The sequence below is a fragment of the Brevundimonas sp. TWP2-3-4b2 genome (assembly GCF_049897345.1).
Taxonomy (GTDB): domain Bacteria; phylum Pseudomonadota; class Alphaproteobacteria; order Caulobacterales; family Caulobacteraceae; genus Brevundimonas.
The window spans coordinates 1-18,481 of record NZ_JAFCWB010000003.1 but is presented as its reverse complement, the minus strand read 5'-3'; the positions used below and the strand labels follow the sequence as shown (position 1 = coordinate 18,481).

Here is an 18,481-nt window from a genome sequence, read left to right as displayed (position 1 = left end):
CGTCATGGTTCACTCGCGCCGCCCCCAGCTCGACCTCGCCCTTGCCGCGGCGGCGGAGTCCACGCTCACCGCTCGATTTGTCGTCACCCATCCCTGGCGGAGGGTCGCCAGCTTCGTGGCGCTGGCGGCCATGCTGATGACGGTGATGGTGTTCTCAGTGGGCGTTGCGATCAGCGGAATACCCGGGATGCGCGATCAGGTGGGGGACCTCGGCCCATTGCCGGACAGCCCGCTCCGCCTGATCAATGAGAGCTTCCAGGTAGCGTTGTTCGCCCTGATCCTGGGCGCTCTCGCCTTCGGCATCCTGGCGGCCGCCGCGATGACCTACCGCAGGCCGCTGACGGACTTCCTCTGGCCCGGCCGGCGATTCGACGTCCAGCATCTGGGGACCGGCTTCCTGACCATGGTCTGCATTTCGGTGACCTCGGTCCCGATCTATCTGGCGATGGGCAGCGAATGGGCCCCGCCGATCCTGGATGCCCAATATCTGGACCGAACGCGGCTGACCTATGTGTTGGTCATGGTTGGCGGTCTGCTGGTGGCGGCCGCGGCTGAGGAAGTGGTGTGCCGCGGCGTGCTGCTGCGCCTGACAGGATTGATCACGCGGCATCCGCTGGTCTTGTGCCTGATCAACGGGTTGATATTCTCGGCCATCCACCTGGATCCCGATCCGGTCGCCTTCGTGGCGCGGGCCGTGTCGGGCGCCGTATGGACCTGGGCGGCGTTGCGTCTTGGCGGGCTGGAGTTCGCCATCGGCGCCCATCTGGCCAACAACCTTGTCATCGCCCTGTTCTGGCAGCCATTCTCCGAAGCTGGAACCAGCCGCGACGCGGCGTGGACTGAGCTGGCGCCAGAAGTCCTGTCAGCCGTGGTCATGGTCGTCATGATCGAGCGGCTCGCCAACCGCTACGTCAAAGGCCCGCCCCGTCTACCGGCGCGGGCCGCCGCCTGAGCCGCCGTGAGGCTGGCGAACACGCCGTCTGACAGCATGATCAGCCGCTCGAGCGCATAGTCGCGTTCGCCGCCCCTGTCCTCCAGCAGTTCCATCGACATGGCGGTGTCCCCCGTCGCCTGGATCAGGCGGTGCGGGCGTCGCCGTCAACCAGAGGCACTCAGCGCGGCTTGCGCGGCGCGCCCGGCCTGCCACCGGGGGGATTGCTGCGCGAGCCACCACCCCGCGGCTTGAACGGCGCGCCGGCAGCATCGCTGCGCCCGGCTCCGCCCTCACGCGGCTTGAACGGGCGTTTGGCCCCGTCGGACGCCCCCGCCGGCTTGCCGCTGAAGCTGCGCGGCTTGTCGATGAACTGATCCTCGCGCGGCTTGAAGACGCGTTTCGGGCGCTCGCCCGATGCCGGTTCGGCCCCCTCGGGGCGGGCGCGAGGGGTGAAGCTCTTCTTGGGATGCTCGAACCGCGGCGCGGTCTTGGCCCAGCCGGCCTTCTTGGGCGGACGGGCGGCCCGTTCGGCGGCGGCGTCAGCGGCGGCTCCGGCGGCACGGGTGCGGCTGGGCTTGCGCGAGGGATCGGACATGGCCGAACCCGAAGCGCCCTTGTTGATCGGGGCCGAAGTACGGCGTCCGGGCACGGGAGCCGGGGTCGAGACGGTGTTGCCGGTCGGCAGGTTCTCGGGCCGGACATGTTCGGCCAGCAGTTCGCGGATGACCCGGGGACCAACCTCCTCGATCGAGCCGGTCGGCAGGGTGCCCAGCTGGAACGGGCCATAGGCCAGGCGGATGAGGCGGTTCACGGTCAGGCCGAGGTGCTCCAGCACCTTGCGGACTTCACGGTTCTTGCCCTCGGTGATCGAGACGCTGATCCACAGATTGGCGGGGGCATTGCCCTCGCTCTCCTTGGCCTTGTCGAGGGTAGCCTCGATCGGGCCGTAGCGGATGCCGTCGACGGTGACGCCCTCCTTCAGCGAATCAAGCTGCAACTGGCTGACGCGGCCCCGGGCACGGGCCCGGTACTGGCGCACCAGTTCGGTCGTGGGCAGTTCCAGCGCCCGGCTCAGCTCACCGTCATTGGTCAGCAGCAGCAGGCCTTCGGTGTTGAGGTCGAGGCGCCCGACCGAGATGACGCGCGGCAGGCCGCTGGGCAGGGCGTCGAACACCGTGGGCCGGCCCTGAGGGTCATTGTGCGAGGTCATCAGACCGGCGGGCTTGTTGTAGCGCCAGACGCGGGTGGCCTGGGCCGAGCCGATCGGCTTGCCGTCGACGGTGATGACATCGTCGCGCGTGACCAGCACGGCGGGCGTGTCGAGGATCTTGCCGTTCACCGCGACCTTGCCGAGGCCGATCAGGCGTTCGACCTCGCGGCGCGAGGCGATGCCAGCGCGGGCCATGGCCTTGGCCACGCGTTCGCTGCGTTTGGGGGCCTCATCGGCCTTGGGCGCGGGCTTGCCGTCCCTGGCGAAAGGCTTTCCGCCCGGTTTGCCAAAGGGTTTGCCGCCTTTGGGCGGTCCGCGGTCCTCGCCGCCCTCAACGCGCTTGACGTAGGGTTTGCGGGGGGCGTCGCGGCTGTCGTCTTGACGCGGGCGCGGCTTCTTGTCGTTGTCTCGGGGATGGCTGGCCATGATGAGCGGTTCATGCACATGGCCTTGGCGTGTGCGCAAGCGGCGGCGGACGCGGGAGAGACTCCCGTGGGCTGCGTGATCGTCGACGAATCGACCGGCGAGGTCGTCGCCGAGGGGCGAAACGGCCCCATCGGCGCGCATGACCCGACCGCCCATGCAGAAATCGTGGCGTTACGGGCCGCGGGGGCGAAGCTGGAAAATTATCGTCTGACCGGCCTGACCCTCTATGTGACGCTCGAGCCCTGCGCCATGTGCGCCGGGGCCATCAGCCATGCACGCATCGGCCGGGTGGTGTGGGGCGCGGACGATCCCAAGGGCGGTGCCGTGGCGCACGGACCGCGCTTCTTCGAGCAGGCCACCTGTCACTGGAAGCCAAATGTCGCAGGCGGGATGCTGGCGGAGGAAGGCGGTGCGCTGTTACGGAGCTTCTTCCGCGCCCGGCGCAAAGGAACGGCGGCACCCGACGCACGTTAGTGGGCAGGGCCCTGCGGCCCCGCTTGTTTGAGAGTCCGCATGAAGTTCCTGGCTGTGGCCGTCGTCGCCTGTCTCTCCCTCACCGCCTGCGGACAGAAGCCCAAGGACGCGCCGACGGACGGGGATTCAGTGCGTGTGCGAGCCCAGGAAGCCCAGACCGCGCGTCGCCGGACGGGAGCCGAAGCCCAGGACCGGGCCATGAACCGCGTCATCCGCACCGTCTATCTGTGCAACAACAGCGAACGGTTGTCGGTCGATTTCGACAACCCACGCCAGATGGCGACGGTTCGCAATTCCAGCGGCGAGGCCGTCGATCTGTTCCAGGAACGCGCCGCGGACGGCATCTGGTACCGGGCCTCAGGCTATGAGCTGCGTGGCAAGGGCGTGATGGCCACTTGGACGTCGGACGGACGCGAACCGACCGACTGCCGCGCAGTCGACTAGGCCAACACCGCCAGCCGGGCGTCCAGCCGCGCCCGCACGTCTGGCCAGTTTTCATCGAGGATGGCGAACTGGGCCGTATCGCGGATGCGGCCCCTGAAGGTGATCTTGTGCTTGCGCAGCACCCCTTCGTCGCGCGCGCCCAGTTTGCGGATGGCAGCCTGGCTGGCGGGATTGATGGCGTCCGTCAGGACTTCGACCCGCACCGCGCCGGCCTCAAAGGCATGACCCAGCAACAGGCGTTTACAGGATGGATTGACCGCTCCGCCCCGGACCTCGGGCCGGTAGAAGGTCGCGCCGACCTCGCAGCGACGATAGTCCGGCTTGATCTCGTACAGGCTCGTCGTGCCCACGACCGCTCCATCGGACAGCTGTCGAACGGCCCACGCCATGCATGTTCCTTGCTCCATCGCGGTCAGCGCGCTGCGCCACCAGCCATCGAAATGCGGGCCATAGCCGGCACCGACCATGATGTCCCAGGAGGCCGGGTCACAATCCAGAGCCACGCGAACCTCGGCCTCCAGCGCTGGCGTAAAGGGCTCCAGTCGGACAAACCGGTTCTCGAGCGGCCGGACGCCGACGGTCATGCGTGACAGGCTCAAGCCGCGCCCTCGGACCTGAGGAAGTCGAGCACGGCGTCGCGATCCACCGCCTTGTCGACAAGGGCGTCGCCGATCGCGCGGGCCAGGATCAGCGTCAGCCGCCCGCCCTCGGCCTTTTTGTCTCCGGCCATCCGCGCCAGCAGACCAACCGCGCTCAAGGCACCGGCCTGGTCTAGCCGGGTCGGCAGTCCGGCCGCGGCGAGGACGGCGCTGACCCGGTCAGCGTCAGCCGTGGCACACAGGTTGATCGCGGCCGAATAACGGAAAGCCAGGGCGCAGCCGAGCGCCACGGCCTCTCCATGGGTCAGCGCATCCTCGTCAAAGCCCAGTTCCGCCTCGATGGCATGACCGAAGGTGTGGCCCAGATTCAGCAGGGCACGACGCCCCGCCTCCTTCTCGTCCTCGCCGACGATGGCGCTCTTGATCTCGACCGACCGCACCACCGCCCGGGTCAGGGCAGCGGGGTCGCCGAGGGAACCGACTGCCCCCTCGCCTGCCAGCCAGTCGAAGAAGGCCGCGTCGCAGATCAGACCGTGCTTCAGCACCTCGGCCCAGCCCGAGCGAATCTGGCGTTCCGGCAGGGTGGCCAGCAGGTCGATGTCGGCCACGACCAGCCGCGGCTGGTGAAAGGCCCCGACCAGGTTCTTGCCGCGCGGGGTGTCGATCGCCGTCTTGCCGCCGACCGAGGAATCGACCTGGGCCAGAAGGGTCGTCGGAACCTGCACCACGTCGATACCGCGCATGTAGAGCGCCGCCGCCAGACCGGCCAGATCACCGACCACGCCCCCGCCGAGGGCGATGACCAGGTCGCGCCGGTCCAGACCGAAATCCAGCAGGCGGTCGATCACCCGCTCCAGCTCGGCGAACGATTTCGAATTCTCGCCTGGCGGAACGGTCAGCAGCCGGGCGCGGACGCCACCGGCCTGCAGCGACGCCAGGGCGGCCGGGCCATGCAGCAAGGCCACGGTCTCGTCGGTGATGATCACGGTGCGACCCCGGACCAGCGGGGCGACGCGGGTCCCCAGTTCCGCCAGCAAGCCCCGGCCGACGACAACGTCATAGGGTTTGAAGCGGTCGCCCGTGACCGGCAGGGTGGTCGTCATGCTGCGGTCTCCACGCCGACGGTCCTGAGCGCCTTGACGATGCCCTCCACCGCCTCGCCGTGGGCTCCGGTCGCGACGTCCACGGTCACGTCGGCGAGGGCGTAGAAGGGATAGCGCACCTCGGCCATGGCGGTCAGCGCCTGCAGAGGATCGCGGCCTCGCAGCAGGGGACGCGTGTCACGACGCTGCACCCGCTCGGAGACCGTCTTCAGATCGGCGCGCATCCACACTGTGACGGCCCGGGCCTGCAGGGCCGCCCGGGTCTCTGCGTTCAGGATCGCGCCGCCGCCCGTCGCCAGCACCATTCGGGGGCCGTCCAGCAGCCGCTTCATCACCCGGGCCTCGCCGGCGCGGAACTCGGCCTCGCCGAGCCGGGCGAAGATTTCGGACACGGTCATGCCCGCCGCCGCCTCGATCTCGACGTCGCCGTCGGCGAACGGCAGGCCGAGCCGGCGGGCCAGCCGCCGCCCCACTGTCGATTTGCCCACCCCCATCAGCCCGACCAGGGCTATGGTGCGTTCATGGACGGGAATCGCCACGGCATGGCTCACGCGCGGCCTCGCGGGGGGCGGCATTTCGACGGACGGGGCGCGGACAGGCACGGCATGACGGCCTCATCCTCTACACCAAGCGCCGCCGTCGCAAAGCGTTGCGACGCATGAGCACACCGCAGATCGAAGCCTTTCTGGAGATGATGGCCGTCGAACGTGACGCCTCGCCCCACACCCTGTCCGCCTATGGCCGCGATCTGGCCGACGCCGAGGCCGGGGTCGAGGGCGGCCTGATGAAGGGCGACGAGGCGGGACTCGAGGCCTGGTACGCCGGTCTGGCAAGGCTCGGCCTGTCGCCGGCGACCCAAGCGCGTCGGCGGTCGGCCGTACGGCAGTTCTACCGTTTCGCTCTCGGCGAGGGCTGGCGTGCCGACGATCCCTCGCGACGGCTCGACGCGCCGAAACAGGGCCGCAGCCTGCCGCGGGTCCTGAGCGGGGATGAGATCGAGCGGCTTCTGGCCGCCGCTGCGGCGCACGACGGAGCGGCTGGTCTGCGCCTGGTGGCGCTGGTGGAACTGGCCTATGCCTCGGGCCTTCGCGTGTCGGAACTGCTGGGCCTGCGCCTTGAAGCGGTGCGCCGGGATCCGGCGTGGCTGATCGTGCGCGGCAAGGGCGGCAAGGAACGACTGGCTCCGCTGAACACCCCGGCGCGTGAGGCAGTGAAGACCTGGCTCATCGCTCGCGACGCCGCCCGTCCGGAAAAGGTGCCGGACAGCCCGTGGCTGTTCCCCTCTTCGTCGGCCAAGGGTCATCTGACCCCGCGTCGCTTCGCCCAGCTGCTGGATCAGGCAGCCGTGGGCGCAGGGATAGATCCGGCGCGAGTCAGTCCCCACGTCCTGCGCCACGCCTTCGCCACCCATCTGCTGGACGGGGGGGCCGACCTGCGGGTCGTCCAGACCCTGCTGGGACATGCGGACATCGCCACAACACAGATATACACCCACGTCGCCACCGACCGGCTGGCGCAGATTGTGCTGAGCAAACACCCCCTTGCGCGAGACGACTGAACCCTCCCTTGCTCACCGGCGTTGACCTGACTAGTTTCCGCCGCCTTCCGATGCGCCAGATGGCGCGCCTGTTACGGACGCCTGATGGCCGTGCACTACCTCGAGTTTGAAAAGCCGATCGCCGATCTGGAGGCGAAGATCGAGGAGCTGAATCTGCTCTCCTCGACCTCCGGCTCGTTCGACGCCGAGGTCGAGGGCCTGCGCAAGAAGGCCGAACAGCTGCGCCGGAAAACCTATGCCAGCCTCGACCCGTGGATGAAGACGCAGGTCGCGCGCCATCCGCAGCGGCCGCATCTCGTCGACTACGTCGAAGGCCTGTTTACCGATTTCGTCGAGCTGAAAGGCGACCGCCAGTTCGGCGACGATCAGGCCATCCTGGGCGGACTGGCCCGGTTCCGCGGCGCGCCCGTTGTCCTGATGGGCCACGAAAAGGGCTATGACACCCAGACCCGTGTCGTGCACAATTTCGGCATGGCGCGGCCCGAGGGCTACCGCAAGGCGGTCCGTCTGATGGATCTGGCGGAGCAGTATGGCCTGCCGGTCCTGACCTTCGTCGACACCGCGGGGGCCTATCCCGGCCTCGGTGCCGAAGAGCGCGGTCAGGCCGAGGCTATCGCCCGTTCGACCGAGCGCTGCCTGACCCTCGGCGTGCCCTCGATCGCCACCATCACCGGAGAAGGCGGCTCGGGCGGAGCCATCGCCATAGCCGCCGCCGGGCGCGTGCTGATGCTGGAGCATTCCATCTATTCGGTGATTTCCCCGGAAGGCGCGGCAGGCATCCTGTGGCGTGACGGTGCCCGTGCCCGCGACGCCGCCATGGCCATGAAGATCACGGCCCCCGACCTGCTGGCGCTGAAGATCATTGACCGGATCATTCCGGAGCCTGTCGGCGGCGCGCATGCTGATCGCGCCGCGGCGATCGCCACGGTCGGCGATGTGCTGGCCGAGGAGCTGAAGGCCCTGTCCGGCATGACTCCGGACCAGATCCGCAAGGCGCGCGCAGACCGCTTTTACGCCATCGGTCGCGCAAGCTAGCGTTAACCACTCATTCTACTTTGAGGTACTAGGCCTTACACGAGAGTGATTGCCTGCGTGCAAGCCTCTCGTGAGGGCGTGGGTTTGATCGACGTTGGCGAGTCACTGCGAGACACGGCGGTCATCAACCTGACCACCGCCTCGGCAATGGTGGTGGATGACTCATCCTTCGGACTCGACCTGATGTGTCAGGCCCTCCGGGGATTCGGCATCCGGATCAGCCACACCTGCCAGAGCGCCGCGGAGGCCATGGAAATCCTGAGCGACCAACCCATCGACTTTATGGTTGTGGATTGTGAAATGCCCAGCGTCGATGGCTACGAGCTCGTCCGCTGGCTGAGACGTACAGGCAAGGGCAACGCCATGACACCCGTCATCATGACGGCAGCCCACGTGCGCCGCTCCAAGCTCACCGAGGCGCGCGACTGTGGCGCGAACTTTGTGGTCACAAAGCCGTTCAGCGCCGCGACCCTGCTCGAACGAATCGTCTGGGTGGCCCGGGATACGCGTCCCTTCCTCGAGGTCGGGGACTATTTTGGGCCGGACCGCCGGGTTCGTGAACACGGCCCACCCGCCGAGGAGCGGCGCGTGGCCGAAATTCGCAACGCGGCCTTCGCCGCAGAACAGGCTGCTCGGGCCGGCGGTAAAGACGATATTTGAATGGCTGTTATCACTCACGCCCGCACAAAATCACGGCTGGCCAAGATGATCGACGCGCCCGGCGGCGTCAGCATCGGGGCGGCCCTGGCCCAGGCGCGAGCCAACATCGAAGCCAAACGCGCCGAGGCGATGACGGTTATCGACGTCCAGATCGCGGTGCTGGAATCGGTTCTGCCGCCCGCAAACCTGAGCGAGCAGGGCTTACAGCTCAACGAGGCGTACCGCGCGGCCAACGGTGTGATTGATGCGGCGAGCCCGTTCGAGCTCGTCGACCTGTGTCAGGCCGCCAGTGGCCTGTGCGACCTGATCGACAGCGCCCGGCCCGATCAGCTGTTCGATTGGCGCATCGTCACCGTCCACGCCCGCACACTCCACCTGCTTCAAATGCTCCCGCTTGAAGAGACAGCGGCACGCAACACGGTGCTCGACAGCCTGAAGAGCGTGGCCGACCGCAAGCTGCAACCGCCCACGGCCTGAGCTCGGTGCCGGCTCAGGCCGGCGGCCGGTCGGTCTTCGCGCCACGCGTCTGTTTGCGCCACAGCGCGGCGTATTCCCCGCCCTGGCGTGCCACCAGTTCGTGATGAGCCCCCCGCTCGACAATCCGGCCCGCCTTCAGCACCAGGATCTGGTCTGCATCGGCGATGGTCGAGAGACGGTGGGCGACCACCAGGGTGGTGCGGCCTGTCCGGGCGCGGCGCAGCGTCTTCTGGATCGCGGCCTCGGTGCGGCTGTCGAGCGCGCTGGTCGCCTCGTCGAGAATCAGGACGCAGGGATCGGCCAGCAAGGCCCGGGCGATGCCGACCCTCTGGCGTTCGCCCCCCGACAGTTTGAGCCCACGCTCGCCGACCTTGGTCGCCATGCCGTCCGGCAACTCGCGGATGAAGCTGGACAGTTCCGCCGCCTCCGCCGCCGCCCAGATCGCCGCCTCATCGGCGTCGGGCCGGGCAAAGCCGATATTGGCGCGAATGGTGTCATTGAACAGCGCCACATCCTGCGGCACCAGGGCGACCGCCGCGCGCAAGGACTCCTGCGTCACCTGACGCGCATCCAGGCCGTCGATCAGCACCCGGCCCTCCTGGGGGTCGAGCAGGCGCAAGGCCAGTTTGACGATGGTCGACTTGCCGGAGCCCGAGGGCCCGACCAGCGCCGTCGTCGTGCCCGGCGGGGCGTAAAAGCTGACGTCCTCCAGGCCGTTGGCGCGGGCGTCGTGGCGGAAGCCAACCTGGTCGAACGCCAGCGAGGCCCCCTTGGCATCGACCGGACGCGGAAGCGGCGTGGCATTGGGCGCATCGGCCACCTGCGGCGTCTGCCGCGTCACCTTGAGCATCTCTTCCATGTCGATGAAGGACTGGCGGATTTCGCGATAGGCAAAGCCGAGGATGTTCAGCGGCGCGTAGAGGGAGATCATGATCAGCACCGCGGCGGTCACATCGCCGGGCCCCATACGACCGGCCGCCGCCTCGAACCCCGCCATCACCGCCATGATCCCCAGGCCGACGTTCATGATCACGGCCTGCATGACGTTCAGAAGCGCCAGCGAGCTGTTCGCCTTCAGGGCCGCCCGGGTGTAGTCGCCCAGCGCATTGTCATAGGTGCGTGCCGCCCGGGCCTCGGCCCCGAACGACTTGACCGTCTCATAGTTGAGCAGGGCGTCGACCGAGACCCCTGCAGCTTCGGTGTCGGCGGCGTTCATCTCGCGCCGGTGCTCCAGCCGCCAGTTGGACAGGGCGAAGGTCGAGGCGGCGTAGATGGCCACGACGCCGACGGCCACGGCCCCGAAGCGCCAGTCGTATTTGCCTGCCAGCACGCCGGCCGCCAGCACCAGCTCGACCCCGGTCGGGACCAGGTTGAAGGCGAGAATGCGCATCAGGAAGTCGACCGAGCGCGCGCCCCTGTCCATCGTCCGCGACAGCGAGCCCGAGCGTTTGGTCTGGTGAAAGTCCAGCGACAGGCTCAGCGCATGGGCAAAGGTCTCGGTCGCCGCCGCGCGCTGGGCCGCGGACCGGACGGGGGCGAAGACCACATCGGAGGCGTTGGGCGCGATGGCCGACAGCAGTCGCACAAGAGCCCAGCCCACCGCGAAACCGGCGAAACCCAGCCCGATGGCCGCCTCTGGCCCCTGCCCGGCGGCCAGGTGATTCACCGCCGCGCCGAGCACCAGCGGTGCCATCACACCCAGACCCTTGCCGGCCAGGGTCATGGCGATCGCCGCGACCAGACGCAGTCTCAGCTGCGGCGCGTTGGAGCGACCGACCAGTCGGACCAGGTCGCCCAGGGCCTGCCAGGTCGGCGGTCCATCGGGCCGTTCGGCGACCGGTCCGGCCTGCGCCGCCTTCGCCACTGAATCGCCTCGTCGTCCGGACCGTTCACCGTGCATCGCCATGGGCGGAGATATGGACTGCCCGCGCCGCAGCGCAAAGGGTTGAGACGGTCATTGTCTGCTCCCTGTCGGCTTCGCCGACAGGGAGCAGACGGACGCCCCTAGCCGCCGCGACCGCCGTATTTGGCGTATTCCAGCCGGGCCACGGTGCGGTTGTGGACCTCGTCGGGGCCGTCGGCGATGCGCAGGGTGCGGACCATGGCATACATCTCGGCCAGCGGCGTGTCGGCCGAGACGCCGGCACCGCCAAAGGCCTGGATGGCGTCGTCGATGACCTGAAGTGCCATGCGCGGGGCGGCGACCTTGATCTGGGCGATCTCGGACTTGGCGTTCTTGGCTCCCGCCTCGTCCATCAGCCAGGCCGCCTTCAGCACCAGCAGGCGGCACATCTCGATATTCGTGCGAGCCTCGCCGATGCGCTGTTCCCAGACCGAATGCTCGGCCAGGGCCTTTTTGAAGGCGGTGCGCGACAGCAGCCGCTGCGTCATCAGTTCCAGCGCCCGCTCGGCCACGCCGATCACACGCATGCAGTGGTGGATACGGCCGGGCCCGAGGCGCCCTTGCGCGATCTCGAAGCCCCGGCCCTCGCCGGCGATCAGGTTTTCGACCGGAACGCGGACGTTTTCCAGCACGACCTCGGCGTGGCCGATCGGACGCTCGTCATAGCCGAACACCGACAGCATCCGCTCGACGCGGAAGCCGGGGGCGTCGGTCGGGACGATGATCTGCGACTGCTGGGCGTGGGTGGCGGCGTCCGGGTCGGTCTTGCCCATGACGATGGTCACCGCGACGTTGGGGTGGCCCATGTTGGTCGACCACCATTTGCGGCCATTGATCACATAATGGTCGCCGTCGCGCACGATCCGGGTCTGGATGTTGGTAGCGTCCGACGAGGCCACCTCGGGCTCGGTCATCAGGAAGGCCGAGCGGATTTCGCCGGCCATCAGCGGCTTGAGCCATTTCGCCTGCTGGTCGGCGTTCCCGTACATATGGAGCACTTCCATATTGCCGGTGTCCGGGGCGTTGCAGTTGAACACCTCGGCCGACCACAGGTGACGCCCCATCAGTTCGGCGAGGGGCGCATATTCCATATTGGTCAGGCCCGCGCCGTGATCGCCGGGCAGGAACATGTTCCACAGGCCGGCCTCGCGCGCCTGGGCCTTCATCTCTTCCATGGCGGGGGGCTGGCGGGTGTGATCCTCATGGACCTGGGCGCGGTATTCTTCCTCGCGCGGTATGACGTGGTCGTCGAGGAAACGGCGCACCCGATCCTGCCAGTGCAGGGCCCTGTCGCTGTGGCGGAATTCCATGGGAGCCTCCTCTGTTCTCCCTCCCCCTCCGGGGGAGGGTCGCCTTCGCGAAGCGAAGACGGGGTGGGGGCGGCTCGGCGAGGCGGCGACGGAGTCTGTCGCGCCGCGCCCTCCCCACCCGTCTGCCGCTGCGCGTCAGACACCCTCCCCCGGAGGGGGAGGGATTTCTTGCGTGTGTTCTAGCGCTTCAGCAGCGGTGCCAGCTTCTGGGCGATCATCATGTCGCCAGCAATCTTCAGCTTGCCCTGCATGAAGGCCATCATCGGATCCAGCTTGCCGTCCGACAGGGCCATGAAGTCATCCCACGACATCGAAACCGTGGCGTCGGCGGGCTTGTCGTCATTGGTGACGGTGTTCGGCACGGACGCACCGTCGATGAAGATCATGCCGGCATCGCCGAGATCGATCTTCACGGTCTTGCCCAGACCGGAGTTGTCGCCCACGGCGCCGCGGATGTGTTCGGTGACTTGAGCCAGATCGGCCATGGGTGTCTCCCTGAAAAACGTTGAGCCATCGACCTAGACCGCGCGGGGCCGCGTGCCAAGATCACCTCGGGTCAAGTTGACGCGCATCGCTGCGACGTTTCAGCCGACCTCGGGGCCGTAGGGACCGTCGGTCGCCTCATCGACCGGGCGTTCCACGGCCGGGTCTGAACGATAACGGCGGCGGCTCTCGAAATCGGCGCGCCTTTGATCCTCGAGGGCCTCCATCCGCGCCTGCCGGGCGCGGCGCTCGGCGGCATGGTCCGGGCGGGGGTTGTCGAAACCGAACCAGCGGCGCCCGCGCTCTCCGAGCGATTCGGGCTCTGGAACCTGACCCGGGCCGGCGTCCGATGACGCATACCGCCGGACCCCGGTTTCGCGCCGCCGCGGCTCAACCGGCGCGGCTTCGTCTTCCGCCCATGCCACGTCATAGGCCGGTACCCTTTCGGCGGGCGCCGGCCGGACGTAGTGGAAGCCGTCAACCAGGTCGCCCACCTCCATGACTGAACCGGGGACCGGCGCGGGCTCGACCGGCGCCACCACCTCGATCTTCAGTCCCTCCCCTGCCGCCACCGGAGCGGGCCCCGGAAGACTGACGAATTTGAGCGCCATCAAGCCGATCGCGGCGACGACGACCGCGGCGACGGCAGCCAGATGCACGGGCGTGACACCCTGGAGAATTCGCCGGACAGTATCGGGAAGGCGGGGATCGGGAGACATCGGACACCGGACTGAGGCTTCGACGACGCAACCCCCCAGACTCCGTCCGGTTCAAATCACACGCGATGTGTTTCGCCCAACGAAGGCGCGGGCCGTGCCGCCAAAGCTCTTCAGGCAAGGGGCGATGGGCTCGGGAGGAGAGCGATTTCGGGAAGGGGAAGGCTGAGATCAGAACGTCGACGGCCCCAAACCCTTCGCAGGGGGCGACCGTCGCCGCCGCCGGGCCGAGCGCGGTGCCCGACATCTTGACGAAGAACAGGCCGGCGAGGACAAGCTGACCATCTTCAGGGAAGAAAACGCGTGACCTTGACCTTCCAGCCGACGCCCCCGGTCCTCGCCCCGACGACGACGGGCGAGAGTTTTCCTGTCCGTCGCCTGTTCTGCATCGGCCGCAACTATGCCGCCCACGCCCGTGAAATGGGCAAGGATCCCGACCGCGAACCGCCCTTCTTCTTCACCAGCTGGGCCGAGACCGTCGTGCCGGACGGCAGCATCATCGCCTATCCCCAGGCGACCAAGGACTATCAGCACGAGATCGAGCTGGTCATCGCCATCGGCAAGTCGGGCCGTGAGGTCTCCGAGGCAGACGCCCTGGACCTCGTCTATGGTTACGCCGTCGGCCTCGACATGACCCGCCGCGACCTGCAGTTCATCGCCCGCGACGCCGGCCGACCCTGGGACGCCGGCAAGAATGTCGAGGAGTCCAAACCGCTGGGGCCGATCCATCCGGCCGCCGGGTTCGATCAATCGAAGGGGGCCGTCACCCTGACCGTCAATGGCGTGACAAAGCAGACCGGCGACCTGGCCGACCTGATCTGGTCAGTGCCGGAGATCATCGCCCACCTGTCCAGATTCTACCGCCTCGAGCCCGGCGACCTGATCTACACAGGGACACCGGCAGGGGTCGGGCCCGTGGTTCAGGGCGATACCCTGATCGGCGCGATCGACGGGCTGGGCACGCTCACGGTCACCGTCGGCCCGTCCGCCCACTGAGACCCTGACGATGATCCTGTATGGCTATTTCCGTTCCTCGGCCGCCTGGCGGGTCCGTATCGCGCTCCATCTCAAGGGTTTGACGGTCGAGAACCGCTATCAGCACCTGCGCAAGGGTGAACAGCTGTCGCCCGGGTATCTGGCCGTCAATCCGCAGGGGCTGCTGCCGAGTCTGATCCTGGACGACGGTGCGGTCCTGACCCAGTCCCTGGCCATCTGCGAATATCTGGACGAGCAGTATCCCGATCCGGCCCTGCTGCCCTCCGACCCGGTCACGCGCGCCCGGGTTCGCGCCTTAGCCCAGGTCATCGCCTGCGACATTCACCCGGTTCAAAACCTGCGGGTGCTGAAGGCCCTTCAGGCGCGCGGCCAGACACCGGACAACACCAACGGCTGGGCCCGGGACGTCATCGGCGGTGGCTTCGATGCACTGGAGACGCTCGTGGCCGGTCAGGGGCGGCCCTATGCGTTCGGCGATACGCCCACCCTCGCCGACATCTGCCTGGTACCCCAGATGGCGAACGCCCGCCGCTTCGGCGTCGAGTTACGCTGGCCCCGCCTCGCGGCAATCGAGGCCGCCTGCCTCGCCCTTCCCGCCTTCGCCGAGACCCACCCCGACCGGCAACCGGATGCGGAATAGGGCAGCCTCATGAAGGTGGTCATCGTCGGTGCCGGGCACGCGGGGGGATCGGCCGCCTCCCTGTTGAAGGCCTCGGGATTCGCCGGCGAGATCGTCCTGATCGGCGCAGAGCCCGTCGCCCCCTATCAGCGCCCGCCCCTGTCCAAGGCCTGGCTGAAGGGAGAGGCAGACCTCGAATCCCTGCTGCTTCGCCCTGACACCTACTATGCCGAGCAGGGCATTGATCTCCGGACCGGCGTTGTCGCCAACGCGATCTCGCCGGCAGACCACACCGTTACGCTGTCCGACGGCACGGTCGAGCCCTATGACGCCCTGATCCTGGCCACAGGCTCGACCGGTCGCCGCCTGCCAATTCCCGGTGCCGATCGACCCGACCTGATCGAGCTGCGCACCATCGCCGATGCGGAGCGGCTGAAGGCGCAGCTTGGCCCCGGTTGTCGATTGGTCATCGTGGGTGGCGGCTATATCGGGCTGGAGGCAGCAGCGTCCGCGCGTGGACTGGGGGCCGAGGTCATCCTGCTGGAACGGCTGGACCGGGTGCTGAAACGCGTCGCGTCCGAACCGCTGTCGGCCTTCTTCACCGAGCGCCATCGCGCGGCTGGCGTCGACATCCGCCTGAACGTCGAGGTCGCGGGCTTCGAGGACGGCGGCGTTCGGCTGTCGGACAGCAGCCTCGTCGGGGCCGACGTGATCCTCGTCGGCGTCGGGGCTCTGGCCAACGACGGCCTGGCCCGCGCAGCGGGTCTGGCCTGCGACCCGGCGGGCTCCGGCGGCATCATCGTGGATGAGATGGCCCGCACCTCGGACGCGGCCATCTATGCCATCGGCGACGTCACGGTCCGCCCTGTGCCTGCCCACGGCTGCACGATGCGGCTTGAGAGCGTGCCCAATGCCCTTGAGCAGGCCCGTCAGGCCGCCCACGCCATTGTCGGTCGGGCCCAGGCGGCCCCCGAAGTGCCCTGGTTCTGGTCGGATCAGTACGACATCAAGCTGCAGATCGCAGGCCTGCCGCAGGAAGCCGACCGGACCGTGGTTCGCGGCGACCCCGCGACCGGCCGGTTCGCCGTCTTTCACCTCTACGGAGACCGGATCGTCTGCGTCGAGGCCGTCAGTGCGCCACCCGAGTTCATGGCCGGAAAGCAGTTGATCGGACGCCGCACGCCGGTGGATGTCGCCAGACTGGCCGACCCTGCCGTCTCGATGAAAGCTGTGGGCCAGGGTGCGACCGGTCAGGCCCAGGGATGCTCACCGGCGTCGGATGGCTCCAGCCGGTAAGAGCCGATCTCGATTCCGGCCGGCCCCCGCTTCCCGCGCGGGCGAAACTTCTGCGTGTTCAGCCATCGCAGGCGCGGCGAGCCAGACTCCATTGTGGTCAGCCCCCTCGACACCGCCCGCGACTGATCGACCGGGCAACCGGCGATCAGATCGGCGCAGGCTTCCGGCGTCAGCTGACGCCGGCCGATGTTGCTGATGTAGATGAACCCGCCCTCGTCGGTCTGCAGCACATAGCGGGCGTCCAGATCGATGTATCCCTCCGGCCGGATCAGCTGCCAGTCCGCGCCGCTTTCCAGAACCCGTCCGTTGAAGCCCTCGCCCTCGACCCGCCCGCCCAGGATCGGAATGACACGTCGAAAGCCACCTTCCACCGGGCCGATGTCGACCGGCGTGCCCAGGTTGATATGGACGGTGAAGACGGGACCGGTCGACCGCGTCGTTTCACCCGTTTGGGCATCCATGGTGTCGCCCCGTCCGCTATGGGTTGGCGTTCAGTTACACAGACGTATGATTATCGATCAAGGACCGGCTACGGCCTTGTCAGACCAAACTGATGGCCGCTGACCGGCTGGCTGCCTGGCGTCGCGGCCTTGGCCAAAACCGGCAACCCGTTCCACTGCTTTGACAGCTCGCCGGACAGGCGTCGCGCCCCCTGCCCTCCCTGCGCCCAGTGGAGTTGGGTTGTCGTTGGACTGACGGCACCAGCGGTGGGGATGCGACAGCTCCCGGCCAATTCCACTTCAGGGTCAGATTCAGGGTGATTGCTGCCCGAAACAGGCGAGGATTTGTTCCAGAACCGCTTTTAAGAGGGTTCTGGCGGACGCAGGGAGCGGAATGAAACTCCCAGCATCTTGTAATAACGCGCTAATTTTGACTGTCATAAATTTCCCCCCACGTTTTCCCCCACAATTTTCGGGAATGTCCGGAAGTGGGCACCTGAAATCGCACCTGATCCGGTCGCTCGCGCGCGCGAGAAAACCCGGTTAGCGATGACGCTCCACACCATCACCGGTCACGGGTTCGGTTGGCCCAGGGATCGAGACGCCCCCCATGTTCTAAACTGCGGATGCGCGTCTGTAGGTATGACGCCGGTGTCCGGTCCGGCCCGGTCTGGGGATACGACGCCCCCCTGCCCCTCGCGCGCGTGCGCGTGCGCGTACTGTGGGCGCGTACTGTTCGCGGAAACTGCCTGAAGCCCCTTTTAGGGAGTCAAAAAACTCCAGCGCGGCGGACCTGGACCTTGTCATTTCTTATCGTTCGCAAGGCTGCCGATGCTACCCTCACGAACGTCCGCTTCCCGCACTTAGGCGACAGTCCGCTCCCGACCCATAGCGGACGTTCTTCTGCCGGCTCATCGTCGGGCAGAAGCTTTCTGAACTGACCATATCAAGATCATCTTGTGGAACTGATAGCCGATCCACACGACGGCCCCCGAAAACGGGATGACGAAGAGGTCGCTGATGGTGTGAGGTTGGGCTACGAACCACGCCAGGATGAGCCAAAGCACCCAGAATATCGCCAAGCCCCAAGCCATGATCCGGAGCGTTAGTCTTGTCTTCGGCCCGACTGCCGTCGGCGGCTTCCGCTTCGATTGCAGGCGTTCCACAGGCTGAGTCTTCCGACGGTCGTGGTCGTCAGGCGCCTTGGCTAGGTCGCTCAGCTTTTGGTCGACGGATCTCGGCAGTTCGGACATCCGGCAAGGCTAGCCGCGAAAACGTCCGTTTTCCACCCTCAGGCGACGGCGGCTCTCGACCCATAGCGGTTCTATTGGTCGACGAGGATGCGGGTCGGACGCCCATCGGTCGGAAAACAGAAGACACCCGTTTCTGCGTCCGCTTCCCAACCGTAGGCATATCCCCGGTTGGATCGAACTTGGCTCACCTCGCAACGCGTCATGTTCCTAGGCAACTGAACTTTGTTGACCCGTGCCCCCGTGTGCCCTGCCCGTGCCAGTTCGCGGCGAGCAGTCTCAAGTCGTTCAGACGAAGGTCGGTTAGACACATTGACGAGCATGATTGCGATAATCAGGGCGACCGGCAGAGCGATCCAGCGCGATATTGTCGAAGATGGCGGGCGTTTTTCCATCCTGTCAGCATAGCCCCGCGAGGTCCACTTTCCACGGTGCTGTCAGGCAAACGCTAAAAGGTCTCCGGCAAAGTCGGCGTAAGCCGCTGTCGGGGATGGGTTATCGTGAAGTCGATTTCGTTTAAGCGCCACCGGTTTCCGGCGGACGTAATC

At 67.4% G+C, this 18,481-nt stretch carries 20 protein-coding genes; 10 read left to right on the top strand and 10 right to left on the bottom strand.

The genetic code is table 11. The features are described 5' to 3' along the window. Positions 1 to 4 precede the first annotated feature (4 nt). Positions 5 to 952 carry a CPBP family intramembrane glutamic endopeptidase gene (locus ACP7AS_RS07080; protein WP_426028168.1) on the top strand — a complete coding sequence of 316 codons (948 nt, stop codon included), beginning with the start codon at positions 5 to 7 and terminating at the stop codon, positions 950 to 952. On the opposite strand, the gene ACP7AS_RS07075 is transcribed toward ACP7AS_RS07080, so the two are convergent. Both ACP7AS_RS07075 and ACP7AS_RS07070 read right to left on the bottom strand, forming a co-directional pair. After that, entirely contained in the window at positions 907 to 1,053 is a 147-nt protein-coding gene (locus ACP7AS_RS07075) for a hypothetical protein (RefSeq protein ID WP_426028167.1), read from the bottom strand. The two genes, ACP7AS_RS07080 and ACP7AS_RS07075, sit on opposite strands and share 46 nt — an antisense overlap. A 59-nt stretch (positions 1,054 to 1,112) precedes the next feature. Beyond that, on the bottom strand, positions 1,113 to 2,570 hold the full coding sequence (locus ACP7AS_RS07070; protein WP_426028166.1) for a pseudouridine synthase: 1,458 nt from the start codon (positions 2,568 to 2,570) through the stop codon (positions 1,113 to 1,115). Here ACP7AS_RS07070 and tadA point away from each other — a divergent pair. Together tadA and ACP7AS_RS07060 are read left to right on the top strand one after the other, a co-directional pair. Continuing rightward, entirely contained in the window at positions 2,559 to 3,044 is a 486-nt protein-coding gene (gene tadA, locus ACP7AS_RS07065; RefSeq protein ID WP_426028165.1) for a tRNA adenosine(34) deaminase TadA, read from the top strand. The two genes, ACP7AS_RS07070 and tadA, sit on opposite strands and share 12 nt — an antisense overlap. A 39-nt stretch (positions 3,045 to 3,083) precedes the next feature. Continuing rightward, a complete protein-coding gene (locus ACP7AS_RS07060; protein ID WP_426028164.1) occupies positions 3,084 to 3,488 on the top strand; it encodes an MliC family protein in 405 nt (134 codons plus the stop codon). On the opposite strand, the gene ACP7AS_RS07055 is transcribed toward ACP7AS_RS07060, so the two are convergent. From ACP7AS_RS07055 to ACP7AS_RS07045, 3 genes are read right to left on the bottom strand one after another with little or no spacing between them, the layout of a single operon-like run. Further along, positions 3,485 to 4,072 carry a GNAT family N-acetyltransferase gene (locus ACP7AS_RS07055; protein ID WP_426028163.1) on the bottom strand — a complete coding sequence of 196 codons (588 nt, stop codon included), beginning with the start codon at positions 4,070 to 4,072 and terminating at the stop codon, positions 3,485 to 3,487. The two genes, ACP7AS_RS07060 and ACP7AS_RS07055, sit on opposite strands and share 4 nt — an antisense overlap. Before the next feature lie 11 nt (positions 4,073 to 4,083). Beyond that, entirely contained in the window at positions 4,084 to 5,190 is a 1,107-nt protein-coding gene (gene aroB, locus ACP7AS_RS07050; protein WP_426028162.1) for a 3-dehydroquinate synthase, read from the bottom strand. Then, the gene (locus ACP7AS_RS07045) at positions 5,187 to 5,765 is read right to left on the bottom strand and encodes a shikimate kinase (protein ID WP_426028773.1); all 579 of its coding nucleotides are present in this window, start codon (positions 5,763 to 5,765) and stop codon (positions 5,187 to 5,189) included. The genes aroB and ACP7AS_RS07045 overlap by 4 nt, the downstream gene beginning before the upstream one ends. 83 nt (positions 5,766 to 5,848) lie before the next feature. On the opposite strand from ACP7AS_RS07045, the gene ACP7AS_RS07040 reads away from it, so the two are divergent. The 4 genes from ACP7AS_RS07040 (at position 5,849) to ACP7AS_RS07025 (ending at position 8,920) form a co-directional block, all read left to right on the top strand. Next, positions 5,849 to 6,748 carry a tyrosine recombinase gene (locus ACP7AS_RS07040; protein ID WP_426028161.1) on the top strand — a complete coding sequence of 300 codons (900 nt, stop codon included), beginning with the start codon at positions 5,849 to 5,851 and terminating at the stop codon, positions 6,746 to 6,748. Positions 6,749 to 6,832: 84 nt separating this feature from the next. After that, positions 6,833 to 7,783: an acetyl-CoA carboxylase carboxyltransferase subunit alpha gene (locus tag ACP7AS_RS07035; protein ID WP_426028160.1), complete on the top strand. Its 951-nt coding sequence runs from the start codon at positions 6,833 to 6,835 to the stop codon at positions 7,781 to 7,783. A 78-nt stretch (positions 7,784 to 7,861) separates the two neighbouring features. Beyond that, positions 7,862 to 8,443, top strand: a complete 582-nt coding sequence (locus ACP7AS_RS07030; protein ID WP_426028159.1) for a response regulator — start codon at positions 7,862 to 7,864, stop codon at positions 8,441 to 8,443. A gap of 45 nt (positions 8,444 to 8,488) precedes the next feature. Then, a complete protein-coding gene (locus tag ACP7AS_RS07025) occupies positions 8,489 to 8,920 on the top strand; it encodes a chemotaxis protein CheE (RefSeq protein ID WP_426028158.1) in 432 nt (143 codons plus the stop codon). A gap of 13 nt (positions 8,921 to 8,933) precedes the next feature. On the opposite strand, the gene ACP7AS_RS07020 is transcribed toward ACP7AS_RS07025, so the two are convergent. The 4 genes from ACP7AS_RS07020 to ACP7AS_RS07005 all read right to left on the bottom strand — a co-directional run bounded on the left by ACP7AS_RS07020 (position 8,934) and on the right by ACP7AS_RS07005 (position 13,275). Further along, positions 8,934 to 10,820, bottom strand: coding sequence for an ABCB family ABC transporter ATP-binding protein/permease (locus tag ACP7AS_RS07020; RefSeq protein WP_426028772.1), 1,887 nt, complete (start codon positions 10,818 to 10,820; stop codon positions 8,934 to 8,936). A gap of 104 nt (positions 10,821 to 10,924) precedes the next feature. Next, positions 10,925 to 12,133 (bottom strand): acyl-CoA dehydrogenase family protein, encoded by a 1,209-nt coding sequence (locus ACP7AS_RS07015; protein WP_426028157.1) that lies wholly within the window; start codon positions 12,131 to 12,133, stop codon positions 10,925 to 10,927. A 179-nt stretch (positions 12,134 to 12,312) separates the two neighbouring features. Next, positions 12,313 to 12,618, bottom strand: coding sequence for an SCP2 sterol-binding domain-containing protein (locus ACP7AS_RS07010; RefSeq protein WP_426028156.1), 306 nt, complete (start codon positions 12,616 to 12,618; stop codon positions 12,313 to 12,315). 99 nt (positions 12,619 to 12,717) lie between these two features. Next, complete coding sequence (locus ACP7AS_RS07005; RefSeq protein WP_426028155.1) at positions 12,718 to 13,275, bottom strand: hypothetical protein; 558 nt, start codon at positions 13,273 to 13,275, stop codon at positions 12,718 to 12,720. Positions 13,276 to 13,635: 360 nt separating this feature from the next. Between ACP7AS_RS07005 and ACP7AS_RS07000 the strand changes: the two genes are divergently transcribed. The 3 genes from ACP7AS_RS07000 to ACP7AS_RS06990 are packed head-to-tail and all read left to right on the top strand — an operon-like array spanning position 13,636 to position 16,243. Continuing rightward, positions 13,636 to 14,328: a fumarylacetoacetate hydrolase family protein gene (locus ACP7AS_RS07000; RefSeq protein WP_426028154.1), complete on the top strand. Its 693-nt coding sequence runs from the start codon at positions 13,636 to 13,638 to the stop codon at positions 14,326 to 14,328. A 10-nt stretch (positions 14,329 to 14,338) separates the two neighbouring features. Next, positions 14,339 to 14,968 (top strand): maleylacetoacetate isomerase, encoded by a 630-nt coding sequence (gene maiA / locus ACP7AS_RS06995; RefSeq protein WP_426028153.1) that lies wholly within the window; start codon positions 14,339 to 14,341, stop codon positions 14,966 to 14,968. A gap of 9 nt (positions 14,969 to 14,977) precedes the next feature. Beyond that, positions 14,978 to 16,243: an NAD(P)/FAD-dependent oxidoreductase gene (locus ACP7AS_RS06990; protein WP_426028152.1), complete on the top strand. Its 1,266-nt coding sequence runs from the start codon at positions 14,978 to 14,980 to the stop codon at positions 16,241 to 16,243. On the opposite strand, the gene ACP7AS_RS06985 is transcribed toward ACP7AS_RS06990, so the two are convergent. Beyond that, a complete protein-coding gene (locus ACP7AS_RS06985) occupies positions 16,198 to 16,704 on the bottom strand; it encodes a DUF3237 domain-containing protein (RefSeq protein ID WP_426028151.1) in 507 nt (168 codons plus the stop codon). The genes ACP7AS_RS06990 and ACP7AS_RS06985 overlap by 46 nt on opposite strands. Positions 16,705 to 18,481 lie beyond the last annotated feature (1,777 nt).